This window comes from Pseudomonas sp. NKUCC02_KPG (assembly GCF_019345465.1).
Classification (GTDB): domain Bacteria; phylum Pseudomonadota; class Gammaproteobacteria; order Pseudomonadales; family Pseudomonadaceae; genus Aquipseudomonas.
Genome location: NZ_JAHKRC010000009.1, coordinates 161,547 through 175,289 on the forward strand (window position 1 = coordinate 161,547; position 13,743 = coordinate 175,289).

Annotated in this window: 15 protein-coding genes; 9 read left to right on the plus strand and 6 right to left on the minus strand. The window is 60.4% G+C overall.

Annotated elements, in window-relative coordinates; all coding sequences use genetic code 11:
* Position 1: 1 nt before the first annotated feature.
* The 8 genes from KO536_RS14255 to KO536_RS14290 are packed head-to-tail and all read left to right on the plus strand — an operon-like array spanning position 2 to position 6,565.
* A complete protein-coding gene (locus KO536_RS14255; RefSeq protein ID WP_257622925.1) occupies positions 2–1,234 on the plus strand; it encodes an NAD(P)/FAD-dependent oxidoreductase in 1,233 nt (410 codons plus the stop codon).
* Positions 1,231–1,986 (plus strand): class I SAM-dependent methyltransferase, encoded by a 756-nt coding sequence (locus KO536_RS14260; RefSeq protein ID WP_133076725.1) that lies wholly within the window; start codon positions 1,231–1,233, stop codon positions 1,984–1,986. The genes KO536_RS14255 and KO536_RS14260 overlap by 4 nt, the downstream gene beginning before the upstream one ends.
* Before the next feature lie 53 nt (positions 1,987–2,039).
* Positions 2,040–2,510, plus strand: a complete 471-nt coding sequence (locus KO536_RS14265) for a DUF3261 domain-containing protein (protein ID WP_219262200.1) — start codon at positions 2,040–2,042, stop codon at positions 2,508–2,510.
* Positions 2,507–3,694 (plus strand): beta-ketoacyl-[acyl-carrier-protein] synthase family protein, encoded by a 1,188-nt coding sequence (locus KO536_RS14270; RefSeq protein WP_219262174.1) that lies wholly within the window; start codon positions 2,507–2,509, stop codon positions 3,692–3,694. Before KO536_RS14265 ends, KO536_RS14270 begins: the two co-directional genes overlap by 4 nt.
* Positions 3,691–4,158: a hotdog family protein gene (locus KO536_RS14275; RefSeq protein ID WP_133076727.1), complete on the plus strand. Its 468-nt coding sequence runs from the start codon at positions 3,691–3,693 to the stop codon at positions 4,156–4,158. Before KO536_RS14270 ends, KO536_RS14275 begins: the two co-directional genes overlap by 4 nt.
* Entirely contained in the window at positions 4,151–4,879 is a 729-nt protein-coding gene (fabG, locus tag KO536_RS14280) for a 3-oxoacyl-ACP reductase FabG (RefSeq protein ID WP_133076728.1), read from the plus strand. The genes KO536_RS14275 and fabG overlap by 8 nt, the downstream gene beginning before the upstream one ends.
* Complete coding sequence (locus KO536_RS14285; RefSeq protein WP_133076729.1) at positions 4,879–6,105, plus strand: beta-ketoacyl-ACP synthase; 1,227 nt, start codon at positions 4,879–4,881, stop codon at positions 6,103–6,105. Before fabG ends, KO536_RS14285 begins: the two co-directional genes overlap by 1 nt.
* Before the next feature lie 19 nt (positions 6,106–6,124).
* The gene (locus KO536_RS14290) at positions 6,125–6,565 is read left to right on the plus strand and encodes a hypothetical protein (RefSeq protein WP_133076730.1); all 441 of its coding nucleotides are present in this window, start codon (positions 6,125–6,127) and stop codon (positions 6,563–6,565) included.
* A 56-nt stretch (positions 6,566–6,621) separates the two neighbouring features.
* Here KO536_RS14290 and KO536_RS14295 read toward each other — a convergent pair whose 3' ends face one another.
* From KO536_RS14295 to KO536_RS14305, 3 genes are all read right to left on the minus strand, one after another.
* Complete coding sequence (locus KO536_RS14295; protein WP_133076731.1) at positions 6,622–6,828, minus strand: DNA-binding protein; 207 nt, start codon at positions 6,826–6,828, stop codon at positions 6,622–6,624.
* Positions 6,825–7,130 (minus strand): type II toxin-antitoxin system RelE/ParE family toxin, encoded by a 306-nt coding sequence (locus KO536_RS14300; RefSeq protein WP_219262175.1) that lies wholly within the window; start codon positions 7,128–7,130, stop codon positions 6,825–6,827. The genes KO536_RS14295 and KO536_RS14300 overlap by 4 nt, the downstream gene beginning before the upstream one ends.
* A 293-nt stretch (positions 7,131–7,423) precedes the next feature.
* Positions 7,424–8,323, minus strand: coding sequence for a LysR family transcriptional regulator (locus tag KO536_RS14305; RefSeq protein ID WP_133076733.1), 900 nt, complete (start codon positions 8,321–8,323; stop codon positions 7,424–7,426).
* 221 nt (positions 8,324–8,544) lie between these two features.
* On the opposite strand from KO536_RS14305, the gene KO536_RS14310 reads away from it, so the two are divergent.
* A complete protein-coding gene (locus KO536_RS14310; protein WP_257622936.1) occupies positions 8,545–9,723 on the plus strand; it encodes an MFS transporter in 1,179 nt (392 codons plus the stop codon).
* A 2-nt stretch (positions 9,724–9,725) separates the two neighbouring features.
* Here the strand turns inward: KO536_RS14310 and gspM are convergent, their stop codons facing one another.
* Genes gspM through gspD form a run of 3 tightly spaced genes read right to left on the minus strand, consistent with a single transcriptional unit; the run spans position 9,726 to position 13,734 of the window.
* Positions 9,726–10,169, minus strand: coding sequence for a type II secretion system protein GspM (gene gspM / locus KO536_RS14315; protein WP_219262177.1), 444 nt, complete (start codon positions 10,167–10,169; stop codon positions 9,726–9,728).
* Positions 10,166–11,812 carry a type II secretion system ATPase GspE gene (gene gspE, locus KO536_RS14320; RefSeq protein ID WP_307876324.1) on the minus strand — a complete coding sequence of 549 codons (1,647 nt, stop codon included), beginning with the start codon at positions 11,810–11,812 and terminating at the stop codon, positions 10,166–10,168. Before gspE ends, gspM begins: the two co-directional genes overlap by 4 nt.
* Complete coding sequence (gspD, locus tag KO536_RS14325; RefSeq protein ID WP_219262178.1) at positions 11,809–13,734, minus strand: type II secretion system secretin GspD; 1,926 nt, start codon at positions 13,732–13,734, stop codon at positions 11,809–11,811. The genes gspE and gspD overlap by 4 nt, the downstream gene beginning before the upstream one ends.
* Positions 13,735–13,743: the final 9 nt, after the last annotated feature.

A 13,743-nucleotide genomic window follows, 5' to 3' on the forward strand; every position in this document is an offset into this window, starting at 1 on the left:
AATGGAACGTCGTCAGGTTGTCGTGATTGGCGCAGGGCCGTCCGGCGCCATCGCTTCGGCCTTGCTCAAACGCAAGGGCCACGATGTGTTGATCATCGAGCGCCAACACTTCCCGCGCTTTTCCATTGGTGAAAGTCTGCTGTCGCACTGCATCGACTTCATCGAAGAAGCGGGCATGCTGGAAGCGGTACAAGCGGCCGGTTTCCAGCTCAAAAACGGCGCCGCCTTCGCCTGGGGCGAGCAATACAGCGCTTTCGATTTTGGTGACACGTTCAGCAACGGCAAACCCACCACCTTTCAGGTGCAACGCGCCGATCTCGACAAGCTGCTGGCCGATCAGGCCGCCTTGCAAGGTGTTGAAATCCGCTACGGCCAGACCGTGATCGCCACCGATGTTGAACGGGACAGACCGTTGCTGGACATTGAACGCGAAGACGGCAGCCGCTATCAGCTCGAAACCGACTTTATCCTCGACGCCAGCGGCTATGGCCGCGTGCTCCCGCGCTTGCTCGATCTTGAAGCGCCGTCGAATTTCCCGGTGCGCCAGGCCGTATTTACCCACGTTGAAGACCGCATTGATTGCGACGGTTTTGATCGCAACAAAATCCTCGTGACCACCCATCCGACCCAGCGCGATATCTGGTTCTGGAGCATTCCGTTCAGCAATGGCCGCTGCTCGGTGGGCGTGGTCGCGGCAGCTGAACATTTTGCCGGGCGCAGCGAAAACCTCGACGAGTGCCTGCGCAGCTTCATCGACGAGACCCCTAGCCTGAAACGCGTGCTGGCCAATGCTGTGTGGGACACTGCGGCGCGCACCATCGGCGGCTACTCGGCCAACGTCAAAACCCTGCACGGCCCTGGCTTTGCGCTACTGGGCAATGCCGCCGAGTTCCTCGATCCGGTGTTCTCTTCGGGCGTGACCATTGCCATGCGCTCGGCCAGCATGGCCGCTGGCGTACTGCACCGTCAGTTGCAAGGCGAGGCCGTGGACTGGCAAGCCGAGTTTGCCGAACCGCTCAAGCGCGGGGTCGACACCTTCCGCTGCTACGTCGAAGGCTGGTACGCCGGCACCTTCCAGGACGTGATCTTCCACCCTGACAGCTCGCCACAGATCCGCCGCATGATCAGCTCGATCCTGGCGGGCTATGCCTGGGATGAAAACAACCCGTTTGTCAGCGAACCCAAGCGCCGTTTGCGCATGCTGTCGGACATTTGCGCTACGGAGTCGCCATGAAACCTCTGAGCGATACCTACGTTGAAGAAACCCGTCTGGGCTTCTGGTTTTTGCGCAGCCACACCTGGCAGCACCATGTGCTGCGGGTGGCCATCAATGACCTGCGCAGCCTGTTCAGTGAAGAACTGCCAAGCGCGCCGGTGATTCTCGATGCCGGCTGCGGCCAGGGAAAATCGTTCCAGTATCTGCATAAAACCTTCACCCCCACGCGTCTGGTTGGCCTGGATGCCGATCCGCTGAGCCTGCAATTGAGCGCAGAAGAAGCCCGGCGTCAGGGCATCGACATCGAACTGATCGGCAGCGACTGCGCCGAACTTGACGTGCCGGATGCCAGTGTCGACATCCTGTTCTGCCACCAGACCTTCCACCATCTGGTGCAGCAGGACCGGGCACTGGCCGAGTTTTACCGGGTGCTCAAACCGGGGGGGTACTTGCTGTTTGCCGAGTCCACCGAAGCCTACATCGACACCTGGGTGATCCGCTGGTTGTTCCGCCACCCCATGCATGTGCAGAAAAGCGCGGAGCAATACCTGGACATGATCCGTGATCAGGGTTTTGAATTCGGTCCGCAAAACGTCTCATACCCCTACCTGTGGTGGAGCCGCTCCAAGGATTTCGGCCTGCTGGAGCGCTTGGGCGTGCTCAAGCCAAAACCGGTAGGGCAACGGGAGGAAACCCTGGTCAACGTGGTGGCGCGCAAGCCCCAATCCCCTGTGGGAGCGGATTTACTCGCGACAGGATCGCTGCGGTGAATCCGTTGAACCGAGTTGCCTGCATCGCGAGCAAGCCCGCTCCCACACGGATAATGTTTGTGTGGTTGTTGATGTGCATGCTGCTCAGTAGCTGCACCAGCTTGCCGCTGCCCAGGCATACCCCAACCCTGGCCTTGCCCATGCAGTTGCATATCCAGCGTGAACACGCCGATGAGCGTCAGGACTGGTTACTGGTGATTCAGCAGGAAAATGCCGGGCTGCGCTGGTCGTTGATGGACCCGCTGGGCATTCCTCTGGCACGTCAATTGTTGCAGGACGGCACCTGGCACGCCGATGGTCTGTTGCCGCCCAATCCCGAAGCCCGCGAGCTGTTCGCGGCGTTATTGTTTGCACTGACGCCTGCGGCTGAATTGTCGGTTAATTATCCACAGGCAACCGCTGAACCTGATCGGCGCTTCATGGAACAGCGCTGGCAAGTGCAGTACCAGCAACCCTGGTTCTTTCGTATCGATATGAAGGGCGATCTGCACTACCGGATCAGCCCGCTGGAGGCCGCCCCATGACTGCTTACCTCAATGCCCTGGGCGTGGTCTGTTCGCTGGGTCGCGGCACCGATGAAGTCGCGGGCAAGCTGTTTGCCGGTGACTGCTCCGGCATGCAGCGTCAAAGCGGCTGGGTGCCCGAGCGCTCAATCACCCTCGGCGCGGTCAGTGGCGAGCTGCCTGCAATTGCGGCTGAACTCAGCCCGCAATGCAGTCGCAACAATCAGTTGCTGCTCGACGCTGCGTTGCAGATCAAAGACGACATCGAACAGGCGATCCAGACGTTCGGCCGCGAGCGCATTGCCGTTGTGCTGGGCACCAGCACCTCGGGCATCGATGAAGCCAGCCGTGGCATTGCCCACTACTTGCAACATCAACAGTTCCCCGGCGATTACGACTATCAGCAGCAAGAGCTGAGCGCACCGGCCACGTTTCTGGCCGACTGGCTGAACATCAACGGGCCGACCTATGTAATTTCTACCGCCTGCACCTCCAGCGCCCGCGCCCTGATGAGTGCCCAGCGACTGCTGGACATGAACCTGTGCGACGTGGTGCTGTGCGGCGGTGTCGACACGCTGTGCAAACTCACGCTCAATGGCTTTTCATCGCTGGAAGCCGTGTCGGATGAACGCTGCAACCCCTTTTCGGTGAACCGTCACGGCATCAATATCGGGGAGGCGGCGGTGCTGTTTGTGATGAGCAAGCAACCCGCGGGCACTCACTCCATCGCCCTGCTCGGCGCGGGCGCCAGCAGTGATGCGCATCATATTTCCGCCCCTGAACCCTCCGGGCGCGGCGCAGCTCAAGCCATGCACAAGGCCCTGGGTCGTGCGGGTTTGCAGCCCGCGCACATCGGCTATCTGAACCTGCATGGCACCGCCACCCTGCACAACGACGCGATGGAAAGCCACGCCGTGACACAGGTCTTCCCCCAAGGCGTGCCGTGCTCTTCGACCAAACCCATGACCGGCCACACCCTGGGTGCGGCAGGGGCACTGGAGGCCGCCTTTTGCTGGCTGAGCCTGACCCACGGCGATGCCCTGCCCCCGCACGTCTGGGACGGTCAACCCGACCCGGTGCTGCCTGCGCTGAACTGGGTAACGCCCGGCCAGACCCTGGCACCGGCGCCACAACGCTGCCTGATGAGCAACTCGTTTGCCTTCGGCGGCAATAACGTCAGCCTTATTATCGGAGACGCCCCATGATTGATTGGCCGCTCGCCGAACTGCTGCCCCACGCTGGCGACATGATCCTCATCGATCAGGTGCTGGCGTTTGATGAAGAGCAGATTCAAACCTGTCTCACCGTGAACGCAGGCGGTTTGTTCAACCGCGAAGACGGCAGCCTGCCCGCGTGGGTGGGCGTTGAGCTGATGGCGCAAAGCGTCGCTGCCTACGCCGGTTGCCACGCCCGCCTGCAAGGCCGTCCCGTGGCGCTGGGCTTTTTGCTCGGCACCCGCAAATTTGAATGCAACGTCGAACACTTTCCCCTCGGTGCCCAACTGCACATCCACGCGCTGCGCTCGCTGGAAGACGACAACGGCATGGGCGTGTTCGAGTGTCACCTCACCGGCCCCGGCATCCGTGCCAGCGCCCGCCTGAACGTGTTCCGTCCGCCCCAGGCTGAAAACTACCTTGTTCAAGCATCCCAGGAGACCCGCCATGACTGAGTCCATTTTGGTCACAGGCTCCAGCCGTGGCATCGGCCGCGCCATTGCCCTGCGTCTGGCCCAAGCCGGTTTTGACCTGGTGCTGCATTGCCGCAGTGGCCGCAGTGAAGCCGACGCCGTCATGGCTGAAGTCCAGGCATTGGGCCGCAGCGCACGGGTGCTGCAATTCGACGTGTCGGATCGCGCCCAATGCAAAGCCATGCTCGAAGCCGATGTTGAAACCCACGGTGCCTATTACGGCGTCGTGCTCAACGCCGGGCTGACCCGCGACGGGGCGTTCCCGGCCCTGAGCGAAGACGATTGGGACGTCGTGATGCGCACCAACCTCGACGGTTTCTACAACGTGCTGCACCCGGTCATGATGCCCATGATCCGTCGCCGTGCTGCCGGACGCATCGTCTGCATCACTTCGGTATCGGGCCTGATCGGCAATCGCGGCCAGGTCAACTACAGCGCCTCCAAGGCGGGCTTGATCGGCGCCGCCAAGGCCCTGGCCATCGAACTGGGCAAACGCAAAATCACCGTCAACTGCGTTGCGCCGGGGTTGATCGACACCGCCATGCTCGACGAAAACGTACCGGTAGAAGACCTGATGAAAATGATCCCCGCCCAACGCATGGGCACCCCGGAAGAAGTCGCCGGGGCGGTTAACTTTTTGATGTCGGCCGAAGCGGGTTACATCACCCGTCAGGTGCTGGCCGTCAATGGAGGCTTGTGCTGATGAAGCGCGTTGTCGTCACCGGCATGGCCGGTATCACCTCCCTGGGCAGTGACTGGGCCAGCATCGAAGCCAACTGTGTGGCCGGGCGCAGTGGCATTCGGCGCATGGACGAGTGGGACCGTTTCACCGAACTCAACACGCGGCTGGCCGGGCCGATTGATGACTTTGCGGTGCCCGCGCACTGGACCCGCAAACAATTGCGCAGCATGGGCCGCGTCTCGCGCCTGGCCGTTGGCGCAGCGGAGATGGCGTTGCAGGATGCCGGCTTGCTGGGCAACCCGATCATTCGTGACGGGCGCATGGGCGTGGCCTGCGGCTCGTCCACCGGCAGCACCGATGAGATCAAGGCATTCGGCAATATGCTGCTCAACTCCGTGGCGGACGGCCTCAATGCCAACAGCTACGTGCGCATGATGCCGCACACCACGGCGGCCAATATCAGCATCTTCTTTGGCCTGACCGGGCGCCTGATCCCCACTTCCAGCGCGTGCACCAGCGGCAGCCAGGGCATCGGTTACGCCTACGAGGCCATCAAGTTCGGTCGCCTGCCCCTGATGCTCGCCGGCGGTGCAGAAGAACTGTGCCCCACCGAAGCCATGGTATTTGACGCCCTCTACGCCACCAGCCTGAAAAACGACGCGCCGCACACCAGCCCGCGTCCCTATGACAAGGGCCGTGACGGCCTGGTCATCGGCGAAGGCGGCGGCATGCTGGTGCTTGAAGAGCTGGAACACGCACTGGCCCGTGGCGCGCATATCCATGCTGAAATCGTCGGATTTGGCAGCAACGCCGACGGGCAGCACACCACCCGCCCGGAAGTCAGCACCATGCGCCGGGCGATGGAGCTGGCACTGGAAGACGCGGGCATTGGCGCGCAGGCCATCGGCTACGTAAACGGCCACGGCACCGCCACCGAGCAAGGCGATATTGCCGAGACCCTGGCCACCCGCGAGCTGTTCGGCACACACATGCCCATCAGCTCCCAGAAAAGCTATCTGGGCCACACCCTGGGCGCCTGTGGCGCGCTGGAATCGTGGTTCAGCATCGAAATGATGAACAGCGACCGCTACCTGCCCACGCTCAACCTGGATGAAGTCGATCCCCGTTGCGGCGAACTGGACTACCTGCGCGACGAATTGCGCGTCATGCACAACGATTACGTGATGAACAACAACTTTGCCTTTGGCGGGGTCAACACCTCGTTGATCTTCCGTCGCTGGGTTTAACACCTCTGGAGCCAATGGAATGCCTTACTTGCTGCGTATTACCCTGATAGCCCTTGCCCTGCTGGGCACCGTGTCCTGCACCAGCAAACCCATTCAGAACCCGGACCGCACCTTGCATGCCTCGATCCACAGCGACCGTGCGCAAATGCAGCAAGCCATCGTCAAAGCCCTGGTCGGGCGTGGCTGGACGGTGCAAAAAATCACCCCCCAGCAGGTGCAGGCGCAGATCACCGTGCGCGAGCAATACCACGCTGAAATCGACATTCCGTACAGCGCCGACCATTACCGTATCCAGTACCGCGACAGCAGCGGTCTGGACTACAAGGACGGCAAGATCCACAAGAACTACATCCGCTGGGTGCGCCTGCTGGACCGCGATATCGTGCGCGACCTCAAGGACAACCAGAATGAACGCACGGCCAAACAGCTGTCTGAAGCGGCGCTGGTAAAACCGTTGTAAGCCTCAGAAATGACAAAGGCGCCTTTCGGCGCCTTGTTTACAAACAAACTGGTTTGTCATCGCACTGCATCTGTCCGGCTCTGGGATGGCTGGTTATCCAGGGTCTTCAGAGTCTCACGTGCCTCGGCAACCCTGACCATGGCTTTGGCAATGAAGGCAGGATCATCACCCGCTTCATCCCTGCAGGCTTCAAGATAGTGCCCAATATCTTCTTCCGTTTTAAGGAATTCGGTACTGTCCCAACGAGTGAAATGCTCAGTCACAAGTCTTTCTCCTTCCAGGTTTTGGCAATCAACCGCGCTTGTTTGATATCACGGGTTTGACTGCTTTTATCCCCAGCACACAATAAAACGATCCATTGATGGCCATGCTGCATGAAGTACAGCCTGTAACCGGGGCCGTAATTGATTCGAACTTCATTCAGCCCTGCCCTGATCGACTTGGTATCACCAAAATGACCTTCTGCCATCCGATCAATTCTGACCAAAATACGCGCACGGGCTCGACTGTCAGGCAAGCCTGAAAGCCAACGCGAAAATGTTGAACTGCGAGTGATTTCAATCATCCGCAAAAGGTAAGCCCAAGGCTACACCCGCAGAATCAGGCGATTACACTCCCTTCCGTCAGAAAATCCAGTTTGTTTAATAAGCCATTAGTGACCTTGCGCGAGAGCGACCCCTCGGTTTATCTGGCAAATCGCGGGCGCCGGTTTTGCGACCGCTTCGCGATCGGACGCAGCCTCGTTCTACTCGTCAGCGGCTACAACGCGGGGTTGGCAACAAAATCTGTAGCCGCTGACGAGCTGTGCGAGGCTGCGCAGCAGTCGTAAAGTCAGCGCCCACAAAAAACCTGGCAGCCCTAAACCCTGGCCACCGTTTTACGGGTCAGTAAATCCGCGAACGCATTCGCCATCGGTGAGTTGCTGCCCTTGCGCTGCACCAGCCACACCGCCGTATTGGCATCCGGATCAAGCAGCGGCCGATAGACCACGCCCTTGATGCGCATATGCTGGAACGACGCCGGCAACACCGACACCCCCAGCCCCGCCGACACCAGCCCGATGATGGTCATGGCTTCACCCGCTTCCTGTGAAAAGTGCGGGCTGAAACCCGCCTGGCGCGCCAGGCTCAATAACTGCGCATACAAACCGCTGCCATAACTGCGCGGGAAGAACACAAAAGGCTCATCCGCCAACGCCGCCAACTGCAAGCCATGGTCACTGCCTTCAGCCAAGGGGTGATCGGCGCGGATCACCGCCACCAGCGGCTCACGAAACAACTCCACGGCACTTAACGACTCTGGCAACGCCAGCGGACGCATGATGCCGACTTCAATGGTCTCATCCACCAACCCCTCGGCCACCTCACGGCTGCTCATTTCCTTGAGGTTCAGGTGCACCGCCGGGAATGCCTGGCGGAACGCAAAAATGGCCTGGGGAATGCTGGAATTGAACGGTGCCGAGGAGGTAAAGCCGATCTTCAATTCGCCCAGTTCACCCAGCTGCGCGCGACGGGCCACATCGGCCGCCTTGTCGACCTGGGCCAGCACCAGTCGCGCCTCTTCCAGAAACAATCGCCCGGCTTCACTGAGCTCAACCCGACGGTTGGTGCGATCAAACAAACGCGCCCCCAGTTCCTGCTCCAGCGCCTGTATTTGCTGGCTCAGGGGCGGTTGCGAGATACCCAGCAACTGCGCCGCCCGACCGAAGTGCAGCTCTTCGGCGACGGCGATGAAGTAGCGCAAATGGCGCAATTCCATACAAGCTCCATTGAGTCGTTAAACCTATCAAACATGTCGAACAATATATTGGAAAGAATCGTTAGCTGCCTATATTCTTTCGTCATTGCCGCTCGGCTTTACCGCAATTTGAGGTCCCCGTGAAAACTGCTGCTGCACCGCTCGCCCACGAAATCCCGCCGTCCGCGCTGGATGATGTTGTCTCCCAACTCAATGATGTGTTTATCGAGAAAGGCACGCCGATGTTTATGCGCACGGTGCTGGCGCTGTTCTCGGGGGGCTTTGCGACTTTTGCGCTGCTGTATTGCGTGCAACCGATGATGCCGGTGCTGTCCCATGAATACGGGATCAATGCGGCACAAAGCAGTCTGATCCTGTCGGTCGCCACGGCGATGCTGGCCATTGGTCTGCTGATTACCGGGCCTATTTCCGACGCCTTTGGGCGCAAACCGGTGATGGTATTTGCACTGTTTTCTGCCGCAGCCTTTACATTGCTCAGCGCCATGATGCCGACCTGGGAAGGCGTGCTGATCACCCGGGCGCTGGTGGGTTTGTCGCTCAGCGGTCTGGCAGCCGTGGCGATGACTTACTTGAGTGAAGAAATTCACCCCCAGCACATCGGTTTGGCCATGGGTTTGTACATTGGCGGTAACGCCATTGGCGGGATGAGCGGGCGGTTGATCAGTGGCGTGTTGATCGACTTTGTGAGCTGGCACACCGCGATGCTGGTCATCGGCGGCCTGGCCCTGGCCGCCGCGATGATCTTTGTGAAGATCCTGCCCGAGTCGCGCAACTTCCGCCCCCGTGCCATGAACCCGCGCAGCCTGCTGGACGGGTTCACCATGCACTTTCGGGATGCGGGCCTGCCGTGGCTGTTTCTCGAAGCCTTCTTGCTGATGGGCAGCTTTGTGACGTTGTTCAACTACATCGGCTATCGCCTGCTGGCTGACCCTTACAACATGAATCAGGCGCTGGTGGGTTTGCTGTCCATCGTCTATCTGTCGGGCATCTACAGCTCGGCGCAAATTGGCGCGCTGGCCGACAAGCAGGGCCGCCGCCGTGTGCTCTGGGCCGTGATTGTGCTGATGCTGGCCGGGATCGCACTGACCCTGCTCGAACCCATCGCGTTTGTGATTATCGGCATGCTGATGTTCACGTTCGGCTTTTTCGGTGCGCATTCGGTGGCCAGCAGCTGGATCGGCCGCCGGGCCATCAAGGCCAAGGGGCAGGCATCGTCGCTGTACCTGTTCAGCTATTACGCCGGGTCGAGCGTCGCCGGGACCCTGGGTGGCGTGTTCTGGCATCTCGCAGGCTGGAACGGTATTGGCGCGTTTATCGTCGGCATGTTGCTGATTGCGCTGCTGGTGTCGCTGCATCTGGCCCGATTGCCGGTGCTGCCGGGCAATACCCGCCTCCTGTAGCGTCAGTTGTTGATCTGCAGCCGGGCCTGGAGGCTGCTGTCGCGCTTCTCCAGGCTCAGACTTTCGAAGCGGGCGCCCTGTTGTTCGATGCGGTTGAGCCAGCCCAGCACCGCAACCGCATCCCCGATCAGGGTGATGCGTACAACACCGGCATCCAGCTCGAACTGCTCGACATTCAACCCCGAACTCGCAGCACTTTCGCTCAAGCGCGTGGCCAATGGCTGACCAGAATCCTGCGCGGCTGAAGCTGGCCTGGCCCGCTGGACTTCATCCGCGAGTGCCACGTTTTTAAGGTACAGCCCTTGAGCCGCCACCAACCTCTGCTGGGCCGGCAACCAAAGCCCATAGGCACAGAATACAACCAGCAGAAACACCGCCAGCCCGCCACACAGTTGACGATCTCGACGCGACAAGTGCTGCCAGCGCTCACGCAGATGCGCTTTCATATAACGTCCTTCAGGGTGAGTAATGCCTGCACCCGGCTGCCCTGCTGGCTGGCAGTGCCCAAGATGACGGGCAGTGCGTTCTGCACACCCCGCGTGCGCAGTTGTTCAAGCTCGGCGAAGCTGGCGGCGGTGATAGTGAGTACCCAGCCGACATCCGTGCGCCATTCCATGCGTTGCACTTCAACACTGCTGGCACCTATCACCTGTTCAGTCAGTTGCACCAGCCGCGCCATATGACCGTCTTGATACAGGCTGGGGGAACGTTGGCGCGCCTCCCGTGCCAAGTCCGGTTCGCTGGCACCCTGGTGGATCAAATCGGCCAGGGCCGGGGTGATGCTGACCAGCTCGTAGATGCCGGTGCGCCCGCGGTAGCCTTGCTGACAGTGACTGCAACCCTGGGCGCGATACAGGGTCGGGGCGGCTTGGGTGTCAAGTCCCAGCCGGGTGCAGGCTGGAGGATCGGCGGGGTACGGGACTTTGCAGTCGGGACACAGGGTGCGCAGCAGGCGCTGGGCCAATACCCCGACCAGGGACGAAGCCAGCAAGTAGGCGTCGACCCCCATGTCCACCAGCCGGGTCACTGCGCCAATGGCGCTGTTGGTGTGCAGGGTCGACAGCACAAGGTGCCCGGTCAACGACGCCTGGACGGCGATTTCTGCGGTTTCGCGGTCGCGGATTTCACCCACCATGACCACATCCGGGTCCTGGCGCAAAATCGCCCGCAAGCCACGGGCGAACGTCATGTCGGCCTTGGTGTTGACCGGCGTTTGGCCGATGCCCGGCAGGTGATATTCCACCGGGTCTTCGACCGTCAGAATATTGCGGTTCGGGTGGTTGAGATGGCTGAGTGCGGCATACAGGCTGGTGGTTTTGCCCGAGCCCGTGGGGCCGGTCACCAAAAAGATCCCGTGGGGACGCGCCAGGATCTGCTCAAACCGGTTCAGGGTGGCGGCGGGCATGCCCAGGCATTTGAGATCCAGGCGCCCGGCCTGCTTGTCGAGTAAACGCATCACCACGCGCTCGCCGTGGGCCGAGGGCAAGGTCGAAACCCTCACATCCACTTCATGCCCGGCCAGGCGCAGGCTGATGCGGCCATCCTGGGGCACGCGCTTTTCAGCAATATCCAGCCGGGCCATGACCTTGATCCGTGACACCAGCAAGTTGGCCAGTTCGCGCTTGGGCCTGAGGACTTCGCGCAGTTGACCGTCGATACGCATGCGCACCGACAGGTAATGCTCGAAGGTTTCAAGGTGTACGTCCGAGGCTTTCTCGCGCATGGCTTCGCGCAACAAGGCGTTGATCAGCCGAATGATCGGAGCATCATTTTCTTGCTCCAGCAGGTCGGCGGTCTGGGGGACTTGTTCGGCCAGGCTCATGAGGTCAAGGTCGTCGTCCAGCCCCTGGGCCACCTGCTCGGCGGCACTGTGGCCGGCGCTGTAGCTCTTGGCCAGGCGCTCGCCGAATTGCGCATCCGCGATCACCTGCACGGTCACTTCATGGCCTGCCCAGCGCCGCACTTCGGCCAGTGCGCTCAAGGGTGTGTCTGCTCGAACCAACAGGATCGGCGGGATTGAAGAGGCGTCCAGCAGCACCCCGAAACGTCGGGCGAAGCTGAATGGCAAACGTGCGGGGATCAGAGTCATGGGCGCTGGGCTTTGGGCTGACGCAGATCCACCGCCGATGGATCTTGCAGCCTGGCGTCGAACATTTGATTCGCTTTGCTGGGCAACAACCGAGCGTTTTTGTCTTTGCCAGCGGGCTGGCTCAGGTTGCGCAAGGTGTTGTAGCGGGCTTCGCTGATCTCACGCAGGTCCTGTTTGCTGCGCACAATGGTCGGGCGCAAAAACACCATCAGGTTGGTTTTGGTGTGGGTATCCTTGTTCCAGCGAAACAACGCACCCAGATACGGAATGCTGCGCAGCAATGGCACGCCACTCACTTGGGTGCGCACACTGTCTTTGATCAACCCGCCAATCACGATGATTTCGCCGTCTTCAGCCAGGATGGTGCTTTTTAAAGCGCGCTTGTTGGTGATCAAATCGGTCGAATCGATGCCTTGCAACGAAGGCGCAATCTCGGAGTTTTCCTGTGCGACTTCCAGGCGCAGCGAACTGCCATCGTTGATGTGGGGTTTGATCTTGAGGCTGATGCCGATGTCCTGGCGGGTCACGGTGGTAAAGGGGTTGTTGGAATTCTCGCCAGAGCCCGTGTAGGAGCCGGTTTTGAACGGTACGTTTTGCCCCACCAGAATTTCGGCTTCCTGGTTATCCAGCGTCAGCAGGCTGGGCGTGGACAGCACATTGTTGTTGGTATCGCTGGCCAGGGCCGAGATCAGCGCATTGAAACGATCGCCGCCCACTTGCAACACGCCTCCTTCAGGCAGTTTGGCATTGCTCGCGGACAAGGCACCGATCTGAATGTTGGTGCCGGGAAAGCTGATCCCGCCCGTGGCACCACCGGTGTTCACTCCCCATTGCACGCCAAGGGTTTCAACAATATCCCCGGAAATTTCAACAATGGCGGCGTGGATCAACACCTGTGAGCGAGGCTGATCGAGTTGGCGCACGATGCTTTCAAGGGTCCTGACCTGCGCGGGATCAGCCATCAGCACCAAGGCGTTCTGGCTTTGATCGGCCGCCACCATCACCTCGCGAGACGACGCTTTTTGGCTGGCACCGGCCAGGGCGGTCTCTTGCTTCATGCCTTGACCCACGGCCAGCAGTACCTCGGCCAACAGCTTGGCATCACTGTGACGCAGACGAATGACCCGCGAGTTTTCTTGCTGGGCGTTGGCCGGTGTGTCCAGCGAACGGGCCAGCGCGCTTAAACGCTTGCGCATGGCTTCACTGCCCAAAATCACCAGACGATTGGCCGACATGTCTGCAATCACCTGGCTGCTCGCGCCCGTGGCTTTTTTATCCAGTGACTGCTCCATGACCTTGGCGATGTCACTGGCCAGCCCATGTTTAAGCTCGACCACGGAATGGCCATAACGGGTACCGGCATCCAGCTGACGCACGATATCGGTAATACGCCGGGTATTGGCTACGGTGTCGGTGATGACCAGCGCATTGGTCGAGGCCGAAGGTCCCACATAGCCATTGTTCGACACCAGAGGCCGCAACAGGCCTGCCAGATCGGCGGCAACGCTGGCATTGAGTTCGATCACACGGGTAACAAATGCCTGGGCCGGGGCAGATCGGGTATCCGTATTCCCTGCCTGGGCCTTGGCCTCGGCTACTGGAATGATCAATAAACGATCACCTTGATCGATGACGGAGAACCCCTGCGCATCCAGCACTGCGTAGAACAACCGGCGCACGCCTTCCCGATCCAGTTCCTGCTCGGAGATTACTGTGATCCGCCCCTGCACCCGAGGATCGAGCACCACGGTAGTGCCCAGTACCGCAGACATTTCCTGCACCACATCACGCAGCTCGGCATCCTTCATTGCCAACTTCCAGTACTGCCCGGCGGCAGTGGCCGAGGTGTGAAACAGCAGCGCGCAGGACATGACCCCGCATGCCAAAAATTGGCCGATGCTTAACGTATTGAATGGGGTCATGGCATTTCT

What these genes read in the sequence shown, in the direction of transcription:
- KO536_RS14255 (WP_257622925.1), top strand. Translation starts at nt 2, where the DNA reads ATGGAACGTCGTCAGGTTGTCGTGATTGGCGCAGGGCCGTCCGGCGCC.
- KO536_RS14260 (WP_133076725.1), top strand. Translation starts at nt 1,231, where the DNA reads ATGAAACCTCTGAGCGATACCTACGTTGAAGAAACCCGTCTGGGCTTC.
- KO536_RS14265 (WP_219262200.1), top strand. Translation starts at nt 2,040, where the DNA reads ATGTTTGTGTGGTTGTTGATGTGCATGCTGCTCAGTAGCTGCACCAGC.
- KO536_RS14270 (WP_219262174.1), top strand. Translation starts at nt 2,507, where the DNA reads ATGACTGCTTACCTCAATGCCCTGGGCGTGGTCTGTTCGCTGGGTCGC.
- KO536_RS14275 (WP_133076727.1), top strand. Translation starts at nt 3,691, where the DNA reads ATGATTGATTGGCCGCTCGCCGAACTGCTGCCCCACGCTGGCGACATG.
- fabG (WP_133076728.1), top strand. Translation starts at nt 4,151, where the DNA reads ATGACTGAGTCCATTTTGGTCACAGGCTCCAGCCGTGGCATCGGCCGC.
- KO536_RS14285 (WP_133076729.1), top strand. Translation starts at nt 4,879, where the DNA reads ATGAAGCGCGTTGTCGTCACCGGCATGGCCGGTATCACCTCCCTGGGC.
- KO536_RS14290 (WP_133076730.1), top strand. Translation starts at nt 6,125, where the DNA reads ATGCCTTACTTGCTGCGTATTACCCTGATAGCCCTTGCCCTGCTGGGC.
- KO536_RS14300 (WP_219262175.1), bottom strand. Translation starts at nt 7,130, where the DNA reads ATGATTGAAATCACTCGCAGTTCAACATTTTCGCGTTGGCTTTCAGGC.
- KO536_RS14305 (WP_133076733.1), bottom strand. Translation starts at nt 8,323, where the DNA reads ATGGAATTGCGCCATTTGCGCTACTTCATCGCCGTCGCCGAAGAGCTG.
- KO536_RS14310 (WP_257622936.1), top strand. Translation starts at nt 8,545, where the DNA reads ATGTTTATGCGCACGGTGCTGGCGCTGTTCTCGGGGGGCTTTGCGACT.
- gspM (WP_219262177.1), bottom strand. Translation starts at nt 10,169, where the DNA reads ATGAAAGCGCATCTGCGTGAGCGCTGGCAGCACTTGTCGCGTCGAGAT.
- gspE (WP_307876324.1), bottom strand. Translation starts at nt 11,812, where the DNA reads ATGACTCTGATCCCCGCACGTTTGCCATTCAGCTTCGCCCGACGTTTC.
- gspD (WP_219262178.1), bottom strand. Translation starts at nt 13,734, where the DNA reads ATGACCCCATTCAATACGTTAAGCATCGGCCAATTTTTGGCATGCGGG.